Genomic DNA, 22,599 nt, shown 5'->3' with positions numbered 1-22,599 from the left:
CAGGCACCGACACTTGGTCGTCGAGAGGCCCCAGCATGCTGCTGCACGAGTCGAACCCCTGGTAGACCCGTCGACCTCGAAGTCACGTGCGTTCATGGTGGGGTCATCCTGCCTCCCGGCACCGACCGACCCTCGGTCCCACCCCGTTCGTCCACCACCACGGTGGACGAACGCAGCAGATCGCCGACTCAGGGTGTGTATAACTCGCCCGGACCTATACGCACCTATGCGTCGACACACCGCCAGTCACGATGGCGTCGGCGTCCAGTCCGGGGTCACCGCGAGAGAGCGGGGCTCCTTCGTCGACGCGAGCACACCGCGCCGGTGCAGCATGTCGATCATCGCCGACGCAAGTGGCCCCTGTACGCCGAGCGCCGAGGCCAACTCGCGCCAGGTCGGCCCCGCTCCCGTCTCGGCCCACACCCGCGCTACGTGCTCCCGAGCCGCCTCCGCGTGGTCGTCAGCGAGCGCACCCGCGCGCTTGCGCATCTCGGCCGCGCGTGCCCGCTTCGCCTCGCGACGGCGCTTCTCCTCGCCATAGATCTCCCGCACGTGCGGCACTTCGCCGCGGCCCTGCGCGCCGTTCAGCAGCGCCACCGCCGCCTTCCACCGTGGCAGCCCCGGCTTCCCGGCATGCGTCGCGAACCAGCGATGCGCCTCGAGGACCTCCGGAGTGATCGCCCGGTTGTATCCGGCCGCCTGCAGCAGCTCCTCGACCCGCTCGTCACTTGCCTTCGGACGCTGCGACCTCCCCCGCGGCCCGTCGCCGGCGACCACCTGGTCGTCGGTGTCCGCTTCAGCCGATGACACCGCCTCCGTCGACGGTGTTGCCGCCGCAGGCTGCGCCGGCGGCCGAGACTGCGTGAGCCGTCCCCTGGCGGTGTGACCGCAGGTCTGGCATACGGCGTACGGCCACTCCCTCGCTGCCCCGGGCCGGGAGCCGTCAACCTCGCGTCGCCACTCGACCCAGGTGCTGGTCGACCCGCAGGCCCGACACGGCTTGCCCAAGGGTCGCCGCGGACGGCTGGACCGCGTCGTCGCCTCGTCGACTCGTGCGCTCACCCGTGCACTCCCCTCCAGTGGTTCAGCTGAGGTACGCCGACAGGGCCGCGGCCACCAGTTGCGACCGCGAGTCGGCGCCATGCTTGTCGGCCAGCTGATCGATCACCTCGAGGTTGCCCGCCTTGATCCGCAGCGAGACACCGACGAACCGCTCCCCCTTCGCCCCCGGGGTCCGGTCGAACAGGCCGTCGCTCACCGTCGGCTTCTCGCTGCGCGCCGCCACCAGGTCCGTCAACTCGTCCTGCTGCGCCACGAGCGCGTCGAGCAGCACATCGACCTGCGAGGTGCGGTCCCGCTTCGCCCGGTCCCGCCACGCCTCCGCCATGGTCAGTGGCACCGACACCGACACCGGCCGCATGGTGTCCGCACTCGCACTGCGTGCCGCCGCGGTCGCCTTCTCGGTGCGCGACTTCCTCGGCCGACCGGTCGACTTGGACGACGGCTCAGCCTTCGCAGTGTCCCCAGAGGGCTCCTTCGCCGGCGACGGGCTCGCGGCGAGGTCGACCGGCTGCTCCTCGATCGGGTCCGGACTCGGCGCAGGTACCGGCGCCAAGGTACGCGGCCGGGCGCTCGGGGAAGGAAGGTCCGTGGGCTTCTTCAAGCCTGCGATCGGGGACATGGGTTCGCGGCGGCTCATGCGCTGGCCTCCTGTCGGTTGGCCGACTCGAGCTTGTCGATCCGAGTCAAGATCGCATTGGTCAGCAGCAGGTGGTCGTCAGCCAGCGCTCCAACGCTGCCGGGGATTCTCTCGGGCGCACGCCCTTCTCGCAGCGCCTTCCACCACGGCTCCCCCGCCTCTTCGTCGTTCGCCATTTCGGCCAGCTCTTGTACCAACTTGCCGGCGGCCCGGGCGTCGACCGCCGCGACCGAGTGACGGATGGTGATCACCTCACCGGAGTCGTCGTAGAACAGCTCCGCCGCGCCATCAAGGACGGTTGTGATGTCCTCGACCGCGTCGCGGTGGATCCGGGTTGCCTGCTTGTCGAAGTCGAACGGCACCACACCGAGAATCTCCACATGCGGGTTTGCGTGCCGTACCTCGGTGAGCTCGACGGCGAGTTCGGCAAGGTTGCCGATGCTGGATCGGTCGCTCTTCGTCGGCACGACCAGCCAGCGCGCCGCCCCTAGGACTAGTTGCAGCACCACCGGCTCATGTGGCGGGGTATCGATCACGATCAGGTCGTAGTCGCGCGCTAGCGGCGCCAAGGCGTTCGCCAACATCAGCCGGTACTCGGTACCGCGCCGCTCTTTGCCGTCCAGGATGTCCTTGATGGCCTTGAACGCCACCCGGCCCATCGGAATGACGTCGAGGCCAGGGCGCACATCGCGCAGCACCGGCTGCAGTGGCTTGCTCTCGTCGAGCACCTCGAGCAAGTGGGCGCCGCGGTCGTTCTCCGGGCTGCGCTTGTATCCGAGATCGTCCCCCGCGTCCCCTTGCGGATCGAACTCCATAAACAGGACGCGCCAGCCGGCTGCGGCGCAGAGGCCGGCGAAGTTCGTGGAGGTGGTCGTCTTGCCGACGCCGCCCTTGCCGTTGGCGAAGATGAGGACTCGGCTGAGCACATCTTGGGTCAAGGCCATTGGAGAAGAGCCTCTCTGTGCGGATTTCAGGGGCCAGGAACGCGTCCGATCATCCCCTAGCGCACCACCGCAGCGCAGTAGCGACACGCGGTAGCGCGATGCGGTAGTGCGTCCACCACCGCACTGCGCTACGGCATTGCACCCGCGCCTGGCGGCAGCGCCGCGCACCACGTCGCGACAGCACCGCCCGGCACGACTGCACACGGCAACGCGGGTCACCACTGCGCCGAACCACCGCGCCGAACCACCGCGCCGCATGACCGCTCCGCGATGTTGAGAACGCGGGTCGCCAGCGGCACCGCGTCACACCGCCGCGGCGCGGTCGTGTCGAGCACCAACGCGGCGCGGTAGTGGCGTGCGGTAGTGGGCCGCATTAGCGCGAGGCGGTAGGGCCATGCGGCAGCGCTGCGCACTAACGCTGAATGCGGGAGGGGCGCTCTCAGCCGTTGGCCTCGTGAGGCGTGGTTTGGCCCGCCCCGGGCCTGTTCGGCGCTCAGAGGCCGGTTCTAGAGCGTCTGATGAGGCCTGCGGTGCGTGTCATCACCCACGAGTTGCAAGACGAGCCGATGAGCCTGCGATCAGATGCTCAACGACACGGGCGATCGGGGGAGTGAGCCTCCGGGGGGAGTGGAGGGACTTGTGGTTGCGGAAGTGGTGGGTCGATGTTGTGGATTGCGTGTCATCTGTCAGGCCGCGGAGTCCTGCCCATGTCGGGACCGGGCGAGCGGACCGGGCGGTGAGGCGGCGACGCGTGCGCCGGTGCGCGCAGCGCAGCCGCCTGCAGGGCCAGCGACGGGTCGGGCGCCCAACCCGGCTGTTGGGGAAGCGGCTGGCCCGCCGGCGTCGCTACCCGCTCGTCGAACAGCGCCCGGTCCGTCGTGCCGCCCATCGCCATCGGCACCAGCGACCTAGTCTCCATCCGCACCGCCTGCCAAGTCGCGAGCCGGTCGGGAGGCGCTTCCTTCTGCTGCAACGGCATGATCCGGTACTCCCGACGCAGGTCCATCACCGCGAACGCGGCGGCACGGTGCCCCGACGCTGTTGCAGTCTCCCGGGCGACGCGACGGACGTGGTCGACTGCGGTGTCGGGGTCAGTGAACCGGGACTCCTGCTCGGTCATCGGGAACTCCTTCGGTCTCGACTACTGGGTCATTGTGTGTGCCCGGCCCCGCAGGTACACCTCCCCGAAAGACGGGCGGGGATTATGGGTGCCCTTCGTGGATCGCTGACCGCGTTGACGGGGCCGGGCAAGCTGTTGAGTTGTCAGAACGCCGGAGCTCCGTAGGTGGCGCTCCGCGCGGCGGGGAACGGCATCGGGGTTCTCGGCGACGAGGAGGGGGTCAGATTCAAGGTCTGTTGGAGGGCCGCCCGCTGGAGCGGGTTGCTGAACCGGGCCACTGGCTCGCTGGGGGCGGGCATGTTGACCAGGTCGGTGAGCGTGGTCTCGAGTCGCGACCGGCGTCCGACCCGGACCGGGCCCTCGCGATGGCGCGGGTGGGCGTCGATCAGGTTGCTGTTACTCCGCAGCAGTTCGCGCCGCAGAGCCTTGCCCAGGTTGTGGGTCGCCTCGTGGGTTGCCTTGGCGAGCTCGACCATCTGCGTGGGCTGCAGCCTGATCGGCACGCCGTGGTCCTCCATCCGGGCCACCGAGGTGGTGAGCTCGCTCTGCTGCCAGAAACGCCGCATGTTCGGCTCCTGGTCGGCCTTAACGTCGGAGAGATGGCTGATCTGGGGCTGCAACGACTCCAGCACTTCGGCACGCTCGGTGAAGAACGCCGCGAACATGCTGGTCTTGGCTGACTGACCGGCGGCCTCCGCGAACACCCTGCACAGATAGAGCTGGCTGGCCGTGACCTGCCGTGCTGAGTCGGCGGTGATCTCCGGCTCATCGGCGTAGAACGCATCGGAGGCGTGCATCGGGCGCAGGAACCGGGCGAGTCGCCGCTGCGCGGCCGCGAGGTCGTCCGGCGTGGAGACCAGCGACACCGGCTCAACGACGGTCGATGGGGCGGCTCGCCGGAGCCGCGGTGTGGCTTCTTCGGGGCTCGCGCTCGTGGCGTGCCAGGTCGCCACTCGTGCGGTCTGGGAGAGCACCATGCGCTTCTCGTCCAGGCCCATCGCGAACTCCGGTCGCTGATGCTCTGCCAGCAGCCCGACCTCGTCGAGGCGGGAGTCCAGCACCAGGACCGCCTCCAGGGCCACCGCCACGTCGCGCATCACCCACCAGCCTGCGCCCGGATCGGTGCGCCACGGCTGTTCCTCGGCCGCCGACAGTGCGTGGGAGGCCGACAACAGCTCGATCGCGGCCGTCCGCCACGACTCGACCGTCGGGTCCTCCGAGGCGGGGGTGAGGTAGTCCGCGTGGGGACGGCGCTCGTCGAGCGTCAACGTGGGCAGTGCGAAGGCGATGTTGTCCACCAGGCTCGCGAGCTTCTCGTCCAGTCCGGCCAGCATCGGCTTCGGCGTACGGGCCGGCAGATGGTCCGGCGGCGGGTACCAGCTGTCCTGGCCGACGTCGTAGAGCCGCTGACGCAGCGCGTCGACCACGGCCTCCCGACAGTGCAGCAGCTGGTCGACCGCGTGCTCGTCGGCCGGGATCACGTCGTCACGGATCAGGGCGTTGAGTGCCTGGGCGGCGTGCTCGGCGTGCTCGGCGTACGTGGAGACCGTCATCGCGGTTCACCGGCCGGTCGCTGGTGAGGACAAGTCGTTGCCATGCCCAGGAGAAGCAACCGCCGCGGTGTCAGATCGGACACCGCGGCGGGAAATGATTGTGGAGAAGAGGCGATTACCTGCCCGGTGAACTGGGGGAGCGGTCGGCCGGCTCCGTGACCTCTCCAGCGGCCGGGCGGCTCTCGTCCGAGAGTGCGCCGGCCTGCAACCTCCCGCTGCGAGCGGTGACCATGGGCTCAGGGTCGGGGCCTCCGAAGTGGCTCGGGTCGCCGGGGTCGATCAGAGTGACCCGGGATCGGTAGTCGGCGCACATGCGGGCAATCGAGGCAGGATCAGGGTCCACGTACACGTCGTCCAGCCACTCGTTGCGGTTGGTGTCCTCGGCGAGGCCGACGATGAGCAGCGAATCCTGCATCGCAGCCACGGCCTGCATGTGAGTGGGGTAGGGGCCGACGACCTCCGGGCGCGGGCTCGCGGAGTCGGCGTACCAGCGCAGGGTGACCCACCAGCCTGACGCCTCGGGTCCACCGTGGGCGCTGACGTAGTCGGTCCAGGTCGCATCGCGAGGCAGCGGTTTCGTCATGCCTGGAGAAGCAACCGCCGACTCGCCGGATCGGACATCGCAGTTAGGCGACCGCTGCCACGCCGCGGCGCAGCAGCCGACGGGCGGAATCCAGGCGCAAGGTGTGCTGGAGCACCTGCGAGTCCGCTAGGAGCGCGGTGAGGCGCAGCTCGAGGTCGGCCAGACCGGACCGCAGGTCGCCGATCTGCACCGGAACGTAGTGCGCCGGACGCCGCTGCCCGAAGTCAGTGAGCTCGGCACGGGCCATGCCCAGGAACGGCAACACCATGGCGTGCCCCTCCTGCCCGGTCGCGTCCTCGAGCGCGGCGAGCAGCGAGACCGCATAGACGAAGTCCGGGGACGCGTCGTACACCTCACTGGAGCGATAGGTTCCGGGGCTAGTCATCTGGCGTGGTCCTTTCGAGAGAGGTCGGCCGCAGGTTCGACCCCGCTGACCAGTGGAGCAGAGTCGGCCAGCACAGCGCATCCGGCGCGCCCGGATCGGTGGAGAACAGCCGCGCCTGGCCGCCTGTGGACGGGGGAGGGCCTTGTGGCCGTGCTCACCGCGACCACCCCACAGGGGCGGGCGGCCGCGGATCCTCGTCCGGCCGCGGCCGTGGGGGAGAAGGTGGAGGCGCGATCGCGGGCCGTCCGGCCTGGCCAGCCGGCTCGGGCACCGTGGTGGGCGTGTGGGGCTGGCATCCGTTAGGCGCGGAGGGCTGCTCAGCGGCTTGTTCGCATGAGGCCTTCTCGGCGCTGTCGGCGGCCAGCTCGGCCGAGAGCCGGTCCCGCTTCGCGCGCACCTCGGCCAGTTCGCCGGCACGCGGGAAGACATCGACCAGGCCAGCGTGGGCCTTCTCTGCCTCGCGGTTGATCTTGGTGGTGTCCATCTCAACGTCGTCTAGCACCCGCTCCAGGCGACGGGGGAGGTTCTCGACCCGCGTCACTAGGCCGGTGTTCGGTTGACGCACGTCGCCGGCCTCGACGAGCAGGTGCACCCGGGGTACCTCGACGAGCGAGACGACGTACCTGGGCTGGCCCATCCACGAGTCCGCGGACACCTGCAGATGTAGGCCTCCGACGTCGCCGAGCGGTTGCGGGTCGCGCTGGTACGGCTGCACCGCTAGCAGGGCCCGCTGCAGCGCAGGGGCGGCATCTGCACGCTTGTCGTACGCCTCGCCGTTGATCCGCATCGAGAACGCGTCCCCGTCGGTGTCGCGGCGCAGCGGCAGCGCCGCGATCAGCTGCTCGCGGTCGGTCGCCAGCCGCTCCAGCCGCGGCTTGGCCTCCCGGATCGTCGCCGCGAGACTGCGCTGGGCTGCCGCCCAGGCGCGCTCCAGGCGCTCCAGCTTGGTCGCATCCGTCTCGGCCTTGGCCAGCTCCATGATCCGCGGGTCACCCGATGCGAGGGCTTTTACCTCGGCGTAGGAGAGGGCAGAGTCGCCGATGTCCTCGATCTCGCGCACATCCAGCCGGCCGCGCATCAGCTGGTTGATGAACTTCGCCTTCCGCTCCACCGTCTGCCATAGGTAGGTGTCGAAGCTAGACTCGGTGACATACCGGTACACCCGGACGGACTCGTTCAGGTTGCCCTGCCGCATGATGCGGCCGTCGCGCTGTGCCAGGTCGGCGGGCCGCCACGGGCAGTCGACGTGATGCAACGCGACCGCGCGGCGCTGCACGTTGGTGCCGACGCCCATCTTCTCGGTCGACCCGATGAGCACCGCGACGTGGCCGGTGCGGGCTTGCTCGAACAGCCGCGCTTTCGCGCGGTCGTTGTTGGCCTCGTGCATGAACCTCACCTTCGGCGCCGGTACGCCACGGGCGACGAGTTGGGCCTTGAGCTCCTCATAGGCGTTCCAGCCTGCTCCGGTCGGCGTACCCAGGTCGCAGAACACCAGCTGCAGGGCGCCTGGCTCCGGGTCGTTGCCGAAGGCGATGTCGGCGTGGTCGTGGTAGATGCCGGCGACACGTTCGGCGACCGCGTCGACCTTCGAGGGCTCCCGGTCCAAGAACGCGGCCAGGCCGTCGAGCTGGTGGTCGACGAGCCGCAGGTCGAGCGCGGCCGCGCGGCCGTGGCCGCTGATCTTGAGCATGTTGTCCTCGCTGGGGTCGACCGCCCGCGACGAAACGGCATCGGCGCGCTGCGCGAGCAGGGCCATGAAGTCGACCAGCTCCTGGCTCGGCGGCACCACGACCGTCTCCGGTGCTCCGCCCTTCAGGTCGGGTGTGGGCAGGTTGAGGTCGTCGGCGGTCTTGACGTCGGCGACCTGGTGCCACAGCCGCAGCAGCTCGGGGACGTTGTTGAACTTCGCGAACCGGGCCTTCATCCGGAACCCTGTCCCGGACGGGGAGAGCTCGAGGTCGGTGACGACCTGGCCGAAGGTGGCGGCCCAGGTGTCGAAGTCGCTGATCCCGGCCGCCTCCAGGTCAGCGGGGGCGAGGTAGCGCAGCATCGTGTACGCCTCGGCCACGCTGTTGGCGATCGGGGTCGCGGTCATGAACGTGGCCACCCGCCGGCCGTGGCGGCCGCGTAGGTAGGACATCTTCAAGTCCAGGTCTGTGGCCCGGTTCGACCCGTCCACGGCGACACCGGGGATGTTGGAGGCCAGTCGGAGGTTCTTGTAGCCGTGCGCCTCATCCACGCACAGGTAGTCGATCCCGGTGGCCTCGAAGGTGATCGCGGGGTCACGCTCGACGTCGCGCAGCTTCTTCAACCGCTCCTCGGCCCGCGCCAGTGTGCCCTCCAGCCGCTTCACCGACAGGCCGCGCTCGGACTTCGAGGCGGCCAACCACATCCTCAGCTGCGTCAACTGCTCGTCGAGGTAGGCCTCCTCGGTGTCCTTGGAGACCGGGATCTTCTCGAACGCCGAGCGGGACATGATGACCGCGTCCCACTCGCCGGTCGCGGCTCGGGCGACGAACAGTTGTCGCTTGTCCTTGACCAGGTCCTCGGTGCCACAGGTGAGGATGCGGGCCTGCGGGTAGGCCTGCAGCCACTCCCGGCTGAACTGCTCGAGCATGTGGTTGGGCACCACCACCGCCGGCTTGCGGACCAGGCCCAGCCGACGCAGCTCCGAGACACCTGTCACCGCGGCGAGAGTCTTTCCCGCTCCGACCTCGTGGGCCAGCAGCACCGAGGGCTGGGCCACCATCCGCGCCACTGCGGCGTGCTGGTGCGGTCGCAGCCGCAGCGGGCGTCCTTCGTGGACACGGGCCATGCCCGGGTAGTGCTTGTCCTCGTCGACGTCGTAGGAACGCAGCACGATCGCGTTCAGCTTGTCGTTGTAGGCGCGAACCAGTTGCTGACAACGGTCGGGGTCCTCCCACAGCCAGGTCGCGAACCGCTCCTGCAGCTCCTCGGCCTTCTCCTGAGCGGCGAAGGTGGCGGTCTCGTTCGGGATCCGACGACCGTCCGGGGTCTCGTCGGTGACCCGGATCTGCCGCTGCTCCAGACACGCCTGGACGATGTCGATCGCGCTGGCCCGTTCGGTGCCCCAGGTGTTCCGGGCGGCCACCGAGTGTCGGTTTCCGCGCACCGACCAAACCGACCCGCCCGGATGCTCCACCTCAACGGTGCGGTCATCGAGCGTCTCGCGCAGGAACTGCTCCACCGTCTGGGCCGGCACCCACGGCACGCCGAGCTGGGCGACGATCTCGGTCGGCCCCAAGTCCTCGGGCAGCACCTCTGTCAGCGCCGTCTCGGCCCCCTGGAGTCGGCGCACCATCGGCTGTGCCGACTCATCGCCCGTCGCGGCAGCGCCCTCGACGAGCTGCTCGAGGACCTCTCCGACCCGGGTCAGCCGGGCACGGACGTTCCCGGAAAGGAAGTCCGCGCGTGGCACCCAGGCGGCCGTCCAGCCGTCCTCGGTGCGCTTGACGGTGTGGGGGTCGACGAACGCGAACGCCTCCAGCTCGGTCTCCGCCTGCGTCTGGTCGACGCCGAGCAGCCGGGCGACCTCGCTGGTCCGTAGCTCGCCGTAGGTGTCCAGACACAGCGACACCGCATCGGCCGGGGAGTCCGCGCGAGTGCGCAACACCCGTGGCGCGACGACCCGCTCGGTGAAGATGTCGGCCTTGCGGGCCGTGCCGGTCGCGGAGTCGTAATGCTCGAGTGCGAACACGGCAGGGGAGTGGGGGTCGCCGCGGAACCCTCCCTGCCGCGGCCGCACCTGCGCGAGCACCGGTTCACCGGTCTTCGGGTCGATCCGGCCGGTGTTGCGGCTGGTGACCCGGTTGATCGGCCCGTACCGCTTGATGTAGGCGTCGTACTGCCGGTTCAGCCGCTCCCGCAGCGCGGTCATCCGCTCCTCACCCACGGCGCTCGGCCCCTTGGGCAAGGTGGCGGCTGTCGGCAGGTCACCGGGTAGGGGCGTGGTCGCCTCGGCCTCCAGCAGCGTGACGACCGTGTCGCGCAGCCCGGTGAGCATCCGCAGCTCGTTCGCCTGCGACTTCGGCACCTCCAGCGGCTCAGGGACGCCGTCGCGCACGTGCAGCCAGCCGCCGTCCTCGCCCATGCTGATGTGGCCCTCGGCCCGCACCACCGCCCCAGGCGGCACCAGCGGCTCCTCCTCGCCAGCACCGCGACGAGGATGCGGAACCGGCATACCCGGCATCGACGGACCGGCAGCAGGGTTCGACGTGGGCGCCGGGGCGCTGGTGGGCCGAGTCGGGGCCGGGGGAGGGGCGAACAGGGGCCGTACGGCGGCGTACTTGGACAAGTCGATGCCCAGCTGGCGCTCCAGATCCGCCGCGACCCGCTCGGCGAGGCTCTGACCTTCGCTGGTCAACGGTGGGCTGACGGCGACTTCGGGCCCGAACCGGCCAGAGCGGGACGTGAGGCGTCCCAGCACACGGGCCGGCTGCTGCACGAACAGCGAGTTGAGATTGACTTCGGCGTCCTCGAGCCCGGTCCCGGCCCGGAACGACGGCAACCTCTCCGGATTCCGCCACCCAGGCGTGAGATCCAATGGCTCCTCGCCCTCGAGGCGTCGCCGGAAGACCAGCAGGTCGGTGATCACGTCAGTGCCGGCCGCCTGGTGGTGGGTCTGGTTCGGCAGCCGATACGCGGTGACCAGGTCCGCCATGTCGGAGAACGCGTCCCGGGCGGCCGGGTTCGCTGCGTCCATCGTCCATCGCGAGGTCAGCACCGCCACCACACCGCCGGGGCGGACCAGGTGCAGGCTCTTGTAGATGAAGTAGTTGTGCAGGCTCAGCCCGAGCCGGTTGTGAGTGGAGTCGTGCGGGACGACGTCGGCGAACGGAACGTTGCCGATCACCAGGTCCCGCTTTCCCTCGGGCAGCCGGGTCTCGGCGAACGACTCGCCGCGGATGTCCGCGGCCGGATAGAGCAGCGACGCGACCCGGGCAGTGGTCGGGTCCAGCTCGACGCCGACCACGTCTCGGACATGGTCGGGCGCGAACCCGATGAAGGTCCCCGACCCACAACCGGGCTCCAGGACACGGCCCCCGGAGGCCTCGTCGAACCCGGCTCCGCCGAGTGCCGACCACACAGCCTTGACCAGCGCGGCGTCGGTGTAGTGCGCGTTCAGCGTGGTCCGTGCCGCAGCGGCACGGACGCGGCCCTGCAGCAGCTCGCGAGCCCGCGCCGCGGCCTCGTTGTGGTTGGCGGTGTCGTCGAAGACCTCCGGCAGCGACCCCCAACCCGACCAGCGCGCCAACACACCCTGTTCCCACGCCGAGGGGAGCCTGTTCTCCTCGTCGAGCTGGGCGAGCAGTTCCAGCACAGCCACGTTCGCGGTCAGCCGCTCCCGTGGCGTCGACGGTGCCAGGTCCCGCTGCGAGCCCGGCCGGAACCGGAGCGACTCCCCGGAAGGAATCAGCCCAGCAGGTTCCACCGCCGGCGCTCCCGTCGGAGCGGTCGCAGTCGCCGGCTGTACGTCGACGACGAGGTCTGCCGCGGTTGTTACGTGTTCGGGGGAGTCGTCAGGCCCGGCCTCATGTGCTGCCGCAGGACCTCCGACTCCGCCGTCGTCCTCGCCTCTGTCAGCCGGCCAACCCGCTCCAGGTAGCCCTCCGACGGGTCCGACGGGCCGGCGATCTCGTCCGCCAACGTGTCGATCTCCGTCTCGATCTGCAGCCCCAGTTCCTCGAAGAAGCTCTCCGGATCGGCGATCGCCGCCAACTCCGTGGCCCGATGCTTCGCGTAGTGCTCCCGCATCCGCGTCCCGTACGGGTTCATCCCGAGCCCCTTCCTCCGTCACGACCTGCAGGGAGCTGCCCGTGTGGAGCTCGCCCTCGCTGGTGACCTCACCGGCCGGGTCACCAGGTTGCTCACCAAGATCCCACAGCGCCAGCTGATCAGAGTCAGCAACACTCGCACGCCGTCGCGCCACGCCGGCACCTCCAACCCGTTGGTGAGGACGCCGGCCGCGACACCCACGCCACGGCTCACCACCGCCCTCACCACGAAAGGCACCCACCCGGACCACAGATCGGACACCTCGGCGAGAAAATGTGGAAAAAGTTTCGGCCGGTCCGGCGCGAGGCGTCCGATCGGCGCGTGGGTTCGTTGCTTCTCCGGGCATGACCACGACACACAGCGCCCCGCCAAGCGGCCGGGCAGACCACGGCAGCGACCACGACGGTGACCGGCAGACCTTCGAGCTCTACGGCCGCCGGATCACCCACATCAACAACCGCGACGTCCAGCAGCTCCTCGCGGCCGCGCACACCGACCGGGTCCGGCCCCTGTGCCTGTGCCGCCCCGACGGCGTGGCCATGTACGTCGCCAAGATCGGGCCCGACAAGTACGTCATCAAACGCATGCCCGACTCCGGACTCGAACACGCGCACCGCTGCGCCTCCTACCTGCCGCCCGAACAGCTCTCCGGGCTCGGCCAGGTCCTCGGCAGCGCGATCACCGAAGAAGCCGACAGCGGCCTGACCGCCATCAAGCTGGGGTTCCGCATGTCCAAGGCTGAGCGAGCAGCCCCGGCCGGCGCCGGGGACGGGGGAGTAGCCGACTCCGTCGCAGCCGACCCCAACCGCCTCACCCTCCGCGCCGTCCTGCACTACCTGTGGCAAGAAGCCGACCTGGCGACCTGGACGCCCGGTATGGACGGCAAACGCAACTGGCGCATCGTCTCCTGGTACCTGCGCCAGGCCGCCCGCGGGAAATTCGCCAAGGGCAAGCCGCTAGCCACGAGGCTGTACATCCCCGAGCCGTTCAACGTCGAGAAGAAGACCGAGATCGCCGCGCGGCGGCTCTCCGCGTGGGCGCCGATGCAGCAGCACGGCGCCGGCCAGCAGTTCATGATGCTGATCGGCGAATACAAGGACATCGTGCCGGCCCGGTTCGGGCACAAACTGCTCGTCAGGCACCTGCCCGACGCGCCGCTCATGATCGACGACAAGCTCGTGGCCCGCCTCAACGAGCGGTTCGGTGACGAGCTCGAACTGGCGCAGGCCGACGACAAGGGCCACCTGATGGTGATCGCGACCTTCTCCGTGGGACGCGCCGGTTTGGCCACCGCCGAGGAGATCTCCCTGGTCATGACCGATGAGCACTGGCTGCCGTACGAGTCGCTCCTCGACAAGCTCCTTCTCGACGCCGCGCTCGCCGCACGCCGCAGGTTCACCAAGTCGCTGCGCTACAACCTCGCTCCCGACAAGCCCATGGCCTCCCTGGTGTTCACCGACACCGAGACCCCTACCGCGGCGTTCGTCCTCACCAGCGAGGAAGACCGCGACACCGCCGCCCAGATCGCCACCGACACCGGCACCGACGTCTGGACGTGGGTCCTCGGCGAAGACATGCCGGCGCTCCCGCCCGTCGCTGACCCTCGGCACACCACGCACCATCGCGACCACTGAGCGACGTCATCGCCTAACCGTCGACCCGAACGCCTGGTCCCTGCGAAGTCGGCGACCCGCGCTACAACCGCGACCAGCAGCAGGGGCCTGTGGCGGCCTGCTATTCGTCGCCGTCGCTTCCCACGGCGCGATCCTCGCTGTCCCGGACCAGGCGAAGATGCCCCCGCCCGGGCCAGTCGAGGTCCAGGCGTGCCGTGCGGTCCGTCGTCGGCCTGGAACCTGGGCACGCCGGGTCGTTGCAGGGCCCGAAGATCCGGTCGGCCTCCAGGTGCAAGTCATCCATGGTCGTCGCCTTCCTCCCTGGTTCAACGTCGCGCGGTGGGGAGGGTCAGCACCCGAGCGCCGGACGCCGTCTCGACCGCCGGTCCCTCGGCACGCTCTGGCGGCGTGGACGGGACGCGCTCGGCCGCAGCCGCACGGATCCGCTGCACTCGCTCCAGCGAGGCGGAGCCGTGCTGCCACTGCGCGAGCTGGATCAACGAGCCAGCCAGCCCGCGCTGAGCGACGATGAGGTCGGCGTCGCGCTGTACCACCGAACGCCAGGCCCGATCGGCAGCCGGTGCGATGTAGCTGATCGCCACCAACACGCCGGCCGCGACCCCGATCGCAGGATCGCCGCCCGGCTGGAAGCCCTGGAAGACGGCGATGACACCGACCACGATCCGCAGATGCCACGCGAACCCGCCGGCAGGCACCCACGAGAACATGCGCGCGATCTGCCGCACAACCACAAGCACCAGCGTCCACGGCAGCGCCCACAGCCGCGCCCCCAGGTCGAACCGAGACGGGCCGACCCGCTGGCTCGCGACCGCGTGCCCGATCGCCGTCGCGGCATCCTCGGTCGTCAGCCGACGCTCGTACAGGCCCTGCACCAGCCACGGCTCCACGATCACCGTACGGCGCCCGATCGGCGTTGAGGGCAACCTCGCGTCGTCGTCGAGCCGCACCAGCACCCGCCCGGGGGCGAGATCGAGCTTCTCGAGGAGGGCCAGCGACGGGTCGAGGACGGCGCGCTGCCCGGGACGAAGGCTGCGCGCAAACCCGAAGATCCGGGCCGTAGGCGCCTCCAACCAGCCGCACCCCAAGACGAGCGAAACCACCAGCGTGCCCAGGAACGCGAACACCAGGCCCGCGCCGGGCAGGAAGCCCAGGCCGATGACCGCAACGAAGCTGCCGGCGAGACCAGCCGGCACGACGGCGCACAGGCGGATCAACTTGGTCGACGTCCGCATGTTCCTCACGTCCCCTCGTGGCGGGACTCTTCATGAATCCCCACCAGCCGGCACGACCCGAACGCGCCGACACTTCCACCTGAGTGTGCCGCGAACCACCGACAGCGCAACCGCAGCGTCGGCGGCCTGTGGATACCGGTCGCTATCCCCAGGTTCCCGGTCGGATCCTTGACAAGTGCGCCGGAGGCCTACTCGCGCAGACACCTGTCCAGGCGGTCCTGGTCGGCTCCGGAGAGGTAGACGACGTCGAGCCGGGGCTGTCCCGGCGCGGGTCGCGCAGCGAGTGGGGCAGTGGTCGCGAGGAGCCGCGCGAGGCGCTTCTCCAGTCGAGAGCGAGTGTTCTGCACGGGTCTGGTCTCCGTCCTTCTCAACGGCCAGGGGTCGACGACTCCGGGCCGTCGACGCCGTGGGTGTTGTGGTCGTGCTGGTCGTGGGTGCGGCGCTCCGGCGCGGTCCTGTCGCGCAGGGCTGCCTGCTGCATCAGCGAACCCGGGGCCTCCGGCTGCAGCGCACGCTCCCACTCCCGCGGGTCGATCGCATGCTCGAGGGCGGTCGCCACGAGGTCAGCCAGCGGCGGACGCGCCTCGGAGATCTGATCGAGCGCCACCCACGCCTGCGCGCCTTTGCCCTCCAGGTACGAGCTGAGTGCCAGCATCGCCGCCGGAGTATCACGCACCTCGGCCGGCGCGCGACGGACGAGGTCGTGCCAGAACTCCGAGTAGACCGGCGCGTTCTCACGCGTCATCCGCATCTCGGCCACGTTCCTAGCTCCGCTGTCGTGGATCACGGCCAGGACGCGGGCCGCGTCGACGTCGGAGAGGTACTCACGATCGCTCCGGAACTGGTCAAGCCGGGTCCCCAGCCTCCCGACCTCGGCACGGAGAGCAGCGGCATCCATGTCCAGAACGCGGGCCTCGGCAGCCGGCAGATGCTCGGCGACCGCAGTGGGGTCGCCCTGCATCGCGGTGGCGAGATCCTCCCGTGTGGCGGCCGGCATGGCCCGGCCCATCAGGGCGAACTCTGCGGCCATCCGGACGCGGGTCGCCGGGTCGACAGTCCCGCTGGTGCCGTCGAGGACGTCGAACCACTCCTCGCCGTTGACCCAGAGCATGGGGCCGACGTCGGGACCGCGGTCGCCGTCGACCAAGGTCTCGCCCAGGGTGGAGAGAGCCTCGATGCAGGCCCGGCCGTCCTCGCCGAACGCGATGAGTGCGACACGGCGAGTCGGGTGCCGACGGAGGTAGACGTCGGACATCTGGTCCAGGAACTGCCTCATCGCCTCGGGGGAGTCCGGAAGGTCAAGGCGCGCGGTCGGTCCGCCGCCGATTGCGAGGCACACCATGCTCGACTCGATTCGCTGGAAGCCCAGCAGGTGCGGGACGTAGGCGATCAGCTCGTCATGCGATCGGATCGTGAGCGTGTTGTTCATCGAGGGCCCACCTGTTCAAGTTGGCGCGGACGTTTTCTGGAAAAGCAACCGGCGAACCGGCGGATCGGACAACCGGGCGGCTACCGATCTGGGGCCGACGTCGAACGAGCCTGACCCGGCGCGTCGGCGGGCATCCACCGCGACGGTCCCGCCGCGAGCTGGTTGAGCGCGACGGCTTGCAGCGGTGCTGAGGCGGGCGGAGTGTCGCTTGGGATCACGATCCCCTTGTTCGCCTCATCGAGCTGCTCGAGCGCGATCTCCCAGGTGCGGCCCGTCAGGTGCCCGAGCTGAACGCGGTCTGCGTCGGTGCGTTCGATGAGGCGGTCGACCTCCTCGCTGGTGAACACCGGGTGACCCTGCGCGTCGCAGTCCGCGACGAACACGCCCAGGTCGGGGTGATTCAGGTGCACCTCCCCGAGGTGCTCGTACTTCGGGTCCTCCCAGACCTTCCAGGCCGCCTCGGCGGGCAGGGCCGCCGCGATCTCCGCACTGGAACCCACGGAGATGTCGCTGTGGATGTACCCCCGGCCCAACTCGAGGCTCCGCTGGTCGCTCGGGCCTGGCACGGGGGTCGCCGGGAAGCCAGACTTGTCTCCCAGGCCGAACTCCTCGAAGACCTCGAGGACGGCGTTCACTCTCTCCGGTGGGCAGGAGTAGACGATGACTTCGATCGGTGTGCGATCACCCATGGCGCGTGCACCTTTCCTTTCAGATGGCGATGCCGGGGTCGGCTGGATTGTCGGGCTGGTGGGTCTGCTGCGGAGGGCCGCTGGACCACGACTGGCTGCTCGTGTGCGTGGCCGTGTAGCTGAGGGAACCGGCGAGCGCCGCTGAGGTCCGCGCCCGCGACTGTGCGCTCTCGATCACCGAGCGCATCATCGACACGCCCTCGTCGGCCCGGGTCACTTCCTGCCCGGCGTGGTGGACCCGCGAGTCGAGGAGCATCAGTGCATCGGTCGCGGCCGCTGACTCAGCGGCGTGCTGGGCGTGGCGGGTGATCTGTTCCGCGACCGGCCGCGCCAGCGTGACGACCTCGGTCAGGATGTCGATCTGGGTGCGCAGTGCCCGGACGTCCGTGTCACGGTCATCCCCGTCGATGCCGCGCGCGAGCTCGTCGCCAGCGCGCTCGATGGCGCTGCCGGCGGCGGTGAGGTGGCGGGTGAGGTCCTCGCCGAGCTCGTTCATCAGACCGGACCTGTTGCGCAGCCGCGCCAGGTGGTCGCCGGCGGACTCCAGGTGGAAGTCCCGCCGCTCCTCCTGGTGCGCGTAGAAGGCGTCGGTTGCGGCATCGTCGAGGACCCGCAGAGACGACGCGGCAAGGTCGCCGAGCTCGTCGACGGTGTCCGCGGCCAGCCGCAGCGCTCGCTCCGCGTCGAAGACGGCGTCGGCGGCCGCGAGCACCTCGCGCTCGTTCATCGGTGCTCACCCAGCCGGCGACCAGGGTCGTCCACCGTGGCGAGGATCGACCTGAGCTGTTTCGCAGCCGTCATGGTTTGAGTCAGTTGATCCCGCAGCGCGACCGGGTGGAAGTGGGGACGGCCGGCGGTGCTCGGGGAGTCGTTCGGGGACTGGTTCATCAAGGTTCTTCTCCTCGTGAGACGTGTGCTCTGCTGCGGAGAAGCAACCGGTCGCGCACTGGATCGGACAGCCATGGCGAACTTCGTGGACCCGGGGGAGTGGGGGAGGGGGACGCGTGTGGTCTTCCGTGTCGGCGCCCAGTCGTCGACACTTGCTGGCCATGGACGACGAGGCGGCCCTGCTCGAGCGGCAGGTGGCGATGGCGGCATCCGCCTGGCGCCGCACGAAGGCCGACACCGAGGCCTACCGCCGTCTGGTCGTCGCCACCAGTGCGTGGGACGCGTACGTCGCCCCGACACTCGACGAGCCCGCAGCGGACGATGTGGCCGCCCAGCTACGCCGGGCGGCACGTGAGGTGCTTCGGGCCACGGACGAAGAGGCGACCCGACTCGCGCACCTGGTGACAACAACCGCGTCCGTCTGGCTGCACGCGGCAGCGCCCACCGACTCCGAGGCCTACGCCCGATTCGACCGAGCCACCGAGTTGTGGGACGCCTACGCCGCCCCACAACTCGGAGAGCCCACGGAAGAATTGCTCGACCAACTCGCGGACGACTCCGCACCGGTCTCCCTGGGTGAGGTCGTCGCCGACGTCTCCGCGCAGATCCGCAAGGCAGGCCGCCGAAGCCGCTGAGCCCGGGCGGGCTGGCCCGTGCGCGCTCCGGGGCGGGCCGGCCGTGACGGAACAGGCCGAGATCCCGCAGGCGTCTCGGGTCAGCGACGGGGCTCTCCGGCGCGAGCAGCGCACGCACCGCCGACACACGTCCCGGCGCTCGCCACCCGCATGCAACGACGAGCGAGGCGACGATTGCGGGTTTCGTCTTTCGTTGCGTCATTTCGTTTCGTTACGTATTGCGTCATGCTATGGTGACGTTATGAGCGATCAGGTGCAGCAGACAGAGCAGCGGACGTGTCGCTTCCCCGGCTGCGACCGCCCCGCGGCCGCAGGTGACGCCGGCACCGGCCGGCCCCCGGAGTACTGCGACGATCCCGGCCACAACCGGGCGGCGGGGTGGAGAGAGCGCCAGCGCCTCAAGGGCACCGGCCAGACCGATGCTCGCGATGCTGGTGACGAGGCGCGGCCTGTCGAGGCGGCCCGCCGGAGGGCCAGCGAGCTGGCGGCGCAGCTGACCGGGATGGCCGAGTTGTTCCTGGATCAGCTGCCCCGAGCGATCGAGGAGATTCGCACGGCCGGCGACCTCGACGCGGCCGAGGCGCAGATCGAGTCGGTGACCACCGAGGCCGAGGAGCGCATCGCGGCCGCGGCGGCCCGAGCATCCCGGGCCGAGCAGGCGCAGCGGCGCGCCGAGGCCGAGCGCGAGGAGGCTGACGCCGCCGCCCTCGAGTCCACTGAGGCCGTCGCACGTCTGGAGGAGGAGCTCGCCGACGCCAGCGCCCAGGCCGACGGCTACCAGAACGAGGCCAACGCCCTGCAGGAGGAACTCTCCTCGACCCGGGAGGCCGCGGCCACGGCTGCGGCGGAAGCGGAGGCGACCATCGCCGCGCTTCGCAACGAACTCACCGCGCTGCAGACTCGCCTCGAGGAGCGGATCACCGTCCTAGAGGGCGAGCGCGACCATCTCGCCGCGGAGCTCGACGCCGCCCAGGCAGCCCGCGCCGAGGCCGACGAGCGAGCCCGGGGAGCCGTCGAGCGGGCCACCGCCGAGACCACCCGCGCCGACCGCGCTGAGCAGGCAGCCACCGCCGCGCGCGAGCAGATCGACGTGGCACGCGGCCAGGTCGACGAGCTTCGCGAGCAGATGGGAGAACTCCGCGCCGCCGAAGCCACCGCCAGGGCAGAGCGCGACGCCGCCCGCGCCGAAGTCGAACGCGAACGCAGCCACGGCGAGCAGCGCCTCGCCGACCTACGCACCAGCTTCGGCGAGCAGCTCGACGAACTCCGAAGCGAACGCAGCGGCCTCCAGGCACAGGTCGACCAACTCCGCGCCGCGGCGAGCAAGCCCAAGACCCAGCGGAAGACACAGAGCGAATGAGCCGCCTCAGCGTCACCGTGCAGTGGCCCGAACTGTTTGTCGGCCTCACCCCCGGACAGAGGCGCACAGTCGTCCGCAATCTCGCTCAGACGCACCCCGAGGGCACGGAGCCGACTCGGGCCGAGGTCGACGACACGGTGCAGTACGTCGTCGGCGAGATCACCCCGGACGAGTACGCACGACGCTGCTCAGGCACCCGCCCGACACTGGCCCTCGCCGGGGGGTCTCAATGACCGATCACGACCGCCTACGCTCCCTCCCGATTCACATCCCCCTCGTCCGAACCGTCCGCCCCCAGCAGACCGATGACGGCCGTCGCCTCCACGCGGCCCGGTGTAGTTGCGGTGAGTGGGGGCCCTTCGTCGATTCCCGCGAGATCGACCCTGTCGCTGCGCTCGTCCGGGAGCACGGCGTCACTGAGCCGACCGCGTGCGCGGACTGCGGCCACGTCACGCCAGTGGACCCCACCCAGCCGCCGAAGTGGCGCGCACCGTGGCGGCGCTACCAACCCGTCGAGAAGGACGGAACGTGGCGGTACGTCTGCTCCGACCGAGCTGCCTGCCAACAGCGACAGCTCGCCCCACCTCGTGAAACGGACTCCGACCCCCTCACCGCGGTGGTCGGCGGATGGTCCACTTTCACCGTCAGCCTCGACCTGTCGGGGGAGTGGGCTCACACGGTTGGCGGACTCGACGAAGCGATCGCGAACTTCCAGCATGTCCGGGCCAACTGCCCTCGCCGCTGGGACCAGATCGGACCCGAGGACCGTCGTGCGCTCACAGCGCTGGTCGCTGCGGTCGAGGCTATCCAGGACGCCGTAGACACCGCGCAGCACTACGCGCCGTTACCTGCCCTGAAAGCTGGGGCCACGTGGAGCGACCTCGCCGCGGCCACGGGGGAGTGGACCGCGGAAGAGTGCCGGGACGCCTATCTCGAGCGCGTCAAGAGTCTGGACTGGCCCGAGAGAGAGCGCGAGGAGATTCGGTCGCTCCTCGACGACGACTGACCCTCGTAGAGGCGGCCCTCGGGGCAATCTGCTGAACCCCGAGAGCCTCGAGGTGTTGGACGCTGCAGCCTCCGACTCCACGTACTGCCCGCGGTACCCGAGGTGAGGGAGGGCAATCAGTGTCGCCAGCTGGGGCGATCTCCTGCCCGACCCTGAGATGCAGGTGTAGGTTTCCACCACGGCTTCGGCTGGTGACCCGAGACACCAGCCGAAGCCTCTTTCGACTCCCCGCCGCGCTCAGAGGCTCGACCCACGAGCCTCTAGGCCACGGTCCCACGGGTCGGCTTCGTCCCCGTTCGGAAGACGCCAAGTGCGATTGCTGCCTAGGCTCCTAGCTGTGGCGCTCACGCGCAGGACCCAGCGATTCGGGGAGCTGGCCAGCGCCGTCGAGGACCAGCTGGCCGAGCACGGCCTGGAGATCGACCCCGACGTGGTCGACCAGATCCTGCGGAACCGGATCGATGCCGTCGCCGAGGTCATGCGCGTGACCCCACGGACCGCACTGGGGTACGCGCCGGCGAACCTCCCAACGATCCTCGCCGACACGATCGTCGAGGCCGCGCAGAGCATGCCGCCCACCACCGGCCCTTGCGGCCGCCGGCCGGCCCTTTGCGTCGCGGACTGAGCGCAGAACCAAGGTCGGACTCGAGCTTGCCTCTGCCGTGCCCGATGGCAAGGGCCGCGCGTTGCCGATCAGTTCACAATCCGCCAATACGGTGCCGGGACTTCCAGACCGCGATGAATGCGTGGTACTCGTCGACTTCGGAGAATCCCTCGACTACCCGGGCAATCCACTCTTCGTCCGCCTCATCGACGGCCTGGCCGGCCCAGAGCATTTCAGCGATGGGCTCCACCAGGCCCTGCATGTCGAACAAGGTCAGGACGGCCTCCGTCCGTCGCCGCATCGGCCGCACTCCTGGGCGGCCCACGAGCCGGAGGCCCCACCAGAGGGGGTTCTCTGGGTTCTGGTCGACCTCACGGTTGTCGCTGACCACCGGGCGTGACGGTTCTGCCCACCACCAACCAAACGGCTCAGAGCTGTAGGGCTTGCGAACAACGTGCCCCAGAGAGTGTCCGTCGACGCTGACCTCGAATCGTCCGCGACGAATCTTGATGATCCGCAGGCGCTTTCTCATCGCCCGTCACCTCGAGTGAGCGCAGTCAGCGCCTTGTCGATCGCGGCGCGGGCAGCGCGGAGCTCGGCGACGATATCGACCGCGCGGTCGCTGGGCTCGTGGCTGATAACGAACGCTCCGACGCCTTGCCGGGTCTCAACCAGGCCGTCGTCGACGAGCAGCTGCTGCGCCTGGCGGATCGTGTTGAGCCCGGGCACGTCGTAGTGCGCCTGCAGGTCGGCGATCGACGGGAGACGCTCACCGACGGGGAACTCGCCGGACAGGACGCGCCGGCGCAAGTCTTCGTAGATCTCTCGGTAGCGAGCCATGCTACGATCATAGCGCAGATAACTCGTGAGGACTAGAGGGCATCAGGGCACTAGTTAACATAAGGTTAGTTATCGGCGGCGAAAGGACGGGAGTAGAAGTGGATGCGACTACTCCCGTTCCTCGAGTCTGAACACGTTTCTGCAGGTCAACCCGGCCATCGTTGCTCAGCGGCCTCCCACGCTCCGTGCTGAAACTTGCCGG

22 protein-coding genes are annotated in these 22,599 nt (G+C 69.8%); 6 read left to right on the top strand and 16 right to left on the bottom strand.

Going from position 1 to position 22,599, the window contains the following annotated elements; translation table 11 throughout:
* Positions 1 to 246 precede the first annotated feature (246 nt).
* From AC57BS_RS00110 to AC57BS_RS00070, 9 genes are all read right to left on the bottom strand, one after another.
* Entirely contained in the window at positions 247 to 810 is a 564-nt protein-coding gene (locus AC57BS_RS00110) for a hypothetical protein (protein WP_496409522.1), read from the bottom strand.
* A gap of 274 nt (positions 811 to 1,084) precedes the next feature.
* A complete protein-coding gene (locus AC57BS_RS00105; protein ID WP_496409521.1) occupies positions 1,085 to 1,411 on the bottom strand; it encodes a hypothetical protein in 327 nt (108 codons plus the stop codon).
* Positions 1,412 to 1,695: 284 nt separating this feature from the next.
* Positions 1,696 to 2,643 (bottom strand): ParA family protein, encoded by a 948-nt coding sequence (locus tag AC57BS_RS00100; protein WP_496409520.1) that lies wholly within the window; start codon positions 2,641 to 2,643, stop codon positions 1,696 to 1,698.
* Positions 2,644 to 3,322: 679 nt separating this feature from the next.
* Positions 3,323 to 3,763: a hypothetical protein gene (locus AC57BS_RS00095; protein ID WP_496409519.1), complete on the bottom strand. Its 441-nt coding sequence runs from the start codon at positions 3,761 to 3,763 to the stop codon at positions 3,323 to 3,325.
* A 143-nt stretch (positions 3,764 to 3,906) separates the two neighbouring features.
* Positions 3,907 to 5,316, bottom strand: coding sequence for a hypothetical protein (locus AC57BS_RS00090; protein ID WP_496409518.1), 1,410 nt, complete (start codon positions 5,314 to 5,316; stop codon positions 3,907 to 3,909).
* A 115-nt stretch (positions 5,317 to 5,431) separates the two neighbouring features.
* Positions 5,432 to 5,899, bottom strand: coding sequence for a hypothetical protein (locus tag AC57BS_RS00085; RefSeq protein ID WP_496409517.1), 468 nt, complete (start codon positions 5,897 to 5,899; stop codon positions 5,432 to 5,434).
* 43 nt (positions 5,900 to 5,942) lie between these two features.
* Positions 5,943 to 6,284, bottom strand: coding sequence for a hypothetical protein (locus AC57BS_RS00080; RefSeq protein WP_496409516.1), 342 nt, complete (start codon positions 6,282 to 6,284; stop codon positions 5,943 to 5,945).
* A 154-nt stretch (positions 6,285 to 6,438) separates the two neighbouring features.
* Positions 6,439 to 11,631 (bottom strand): helicase-like domain-containing protein, encoded by a 5,193-nt coding sequence (locus AC57BS_RS00075; protein WP_496409515.1) that lies wholly within the window; start codon positions 11,629 to 11,631, stop codon positions 6,439 to 6,441.
* 173 nt (positions 11,632 to 11,804) lie between these two features.
* Positions 11,805 to 12,080, bottom strand: coding sequence for a hypothetical protein (locus AC57BS_RS00070; RefSeq protein ID WP_217996768.1), 276 nt, complete (start codon positions 12,078 to 12,080; stop codon positions 11,805 to 11,807).
* A gap of 344 nt (positions 12,081 to 12,424) precedes the next feature.
* Between AC57BS_RS00070 and AC57BS_RS00065 the strand changes: the two genes are divergently transcribed.
* The gene (locus AC57BS_RS00065) at positions 12,425 to 13,714 is read left to right on the top strand and encodes a DUF1173 domain-containing protein (RefSeq protein ID WP_496409514.1); all 1,290 of its coding nucleotides are present in this window, start codon (positions 12,425 to 12,427) and stop codon (positions 13,712 to 13,714) included.
* A gap of 305 nt (positions 13,715 to 14,019) precedes the next feature.
* Here AC57BS_RS00065 and AC57BS_RS00060 read toward each other — a convergent pair whose 3' ends face one another.
* From AC57BS_RS00060 to AC57BS_RS00040, 5 genes are all read right to left on the bottom strand, one after another.
* The gene (locus tag AC57BS_RS00060; protein ID WP_496409513.1) at positions 14,020 to 14,946 is read right to left on the bottom strand and encodes a hypothetical protein; all 927 of its coding nucleotides are present in this window, start codon (positions 14,944 to 14,946) and stop codon (positions 14,020 to 14,022) included.
* Positions 14,947 to 15,134: 188 nt separating this feature from the next.
* Positions 15,135 to 15,293, bottom strand: a complete 159-nt coding sequence (locus AC57BS_RS00055; protein ID WP_496409512.1) for a hypothetical protein — start codon at positions 15,291 to 15,293, stop codon at positions 15,135 to 15,137.
* A 20-nt stretch (positions 15,294 to 15,313) separates the two neighbouring features.
* On the bottom strand, positions 15,314 to 16,375 hold the full coding sequence (locus AC57BS_RS00050) for a DUF4192 domain-containing protein (RefSeq protein ID WP_496409511.1): 1,062 nt from the start codon (positions 16,373 to 16,375) through the stop codon (positions 15,314 to 15,316).
* Positions 16,376 to 16,455: 80 nt separating this feature from the next.
* Positions 16,456 to 17,064 carry a DUF3145 family protein gene (locus tag AC57BS_RS00045; protein WP_496409510.1) on the bottom strand — a complete coding sequence of 203 codons (609 nt, stop codon included), beginning with the start codon at positions 17,062 to 17,064 and terminating at the stop codon, positions 16,456 to 16,458.
* 19 nt (positions 17,065 to 17,083) lie between these two features.
* Entirely contained in the window at positions 17,084 to 17,791 is a 708-nt protein-coding gene (locus AC57BS_RS00040; RefSeq protein WP_496409509.1) for a hypothetical protein, read from the bottom strand.
* A 322-nt stretch (positions 17,792 to 18,113) separates the two neighbouring features.
* Here AC57BS_RS00040 and AC57BS_RS00035 point away from each other — a divergent pair, with 322 nt between their 5' ends.
* The 5 genes from AC57BS_RS00035 (at position 18,114) to AC57BS_RS00015 (ending at position 21,578) form a co-directional block, all read left to right on the top strand.
* A complete protein-coding gene (locus tag AC57BS_RS00035) occupies positions 18,114 to 18,587 on the top strand; it encodes a hypothetical protein (protein WP_496409508.1) in 474 nt (157 codons plus the stop codon).
* 241 nt (positions 18,588 to 18,828) lie between these two features.
* Positions 18,829 to 19,947: a hypothetical protein gene (locus tag AC57BS_RS00030; RefSeq protein ID WP_496409507.1), complete on the top strand. Its 1,119-nt coding sequence runs from the start codon at positions 18,829 to 18,831 to the stop codon at positions 19,945 to 19,947.
* Positions 19,944 to 20,180: an antitoxin VbhA family protein gene (locus tag AC57BS_RS00025; protein ID WP_496409506.1), complete on the top strand. Its 237-nt coding sequence runs from the start codon at positions 19,944 to 19,946 to the stop codon at positions 20,178 to 20,180. Before AC57BS_RS00030 ends, AC57BS_RS00025 begins: the two co-directional genes overlap by 4 nt.
* On the top strand, positions 20,177 to 20,953 hold the full coding sequence (locus AC57BS_RS00020) for a hypothetical protein (RefSeq protein ID WP_496409505.1): 777 nt from the start codon (positions 20,177 to 20,179) through the stop codon (positions 20,951 to 20,953). Before AC57BS_RS00025 ends, AC57BS_RS00020 begins: the two co-directional genes overlap by 4 nt.
* A 337-nt stretch (positions 20,954 to 21,290) precedes the next feature.
* On the top strand, positions 21,291 to 21,578 hold the full coding sequence (locus AC57BS_RS00015) for a hypothetical protein (protein WP_496409504.1): 288 nt from the start codon (positions 21,291 to 21,293) through the stop codon (positions 21,576 to 21,578).
* Positions 21,579 to 21,651: 73 nt separating this feature from the next.
* On the opposite strand, the gene AC57BS_RS00010 is transcribed toward AC57BS_RS00015, so the two are convergent.
* A complete protein-coding gene (locus AC57BS_RS00010; RefSeq protein WP_496409503.1) occupies positions 21,652 to 22,089 on the bottom strand; it encodes a hypothetical protein in 438 nt (145 codons plus the stop codon).
* Positions 22,086 to 22,397, bottom strand: coding sequence for a winged helix-turn-helix domain-containing protein (locus AC57BS_RS00005; protein ID WP_496409502.1), 312 nt, complete (start codon positions 22,395 to 22,397; stop codon positions 22,086 to 22,088). The genes AC57BS_RS00010 and AC57BS_RS00005 overlap by 4 nt, the downstream gene beginning before the upstream one ends.
* Positions 22,398 to 22,599: the final 202 nt, after the last annotated feature.

This window comes from Nocardioides sp. BGA-UO-ETr-FS32 (genome assembly GCF_059567905.1).
Note: the sequence above shows the minus strand (reverse complement) of the source record. Positions and strands in the feature narration are given on the sequence as shown.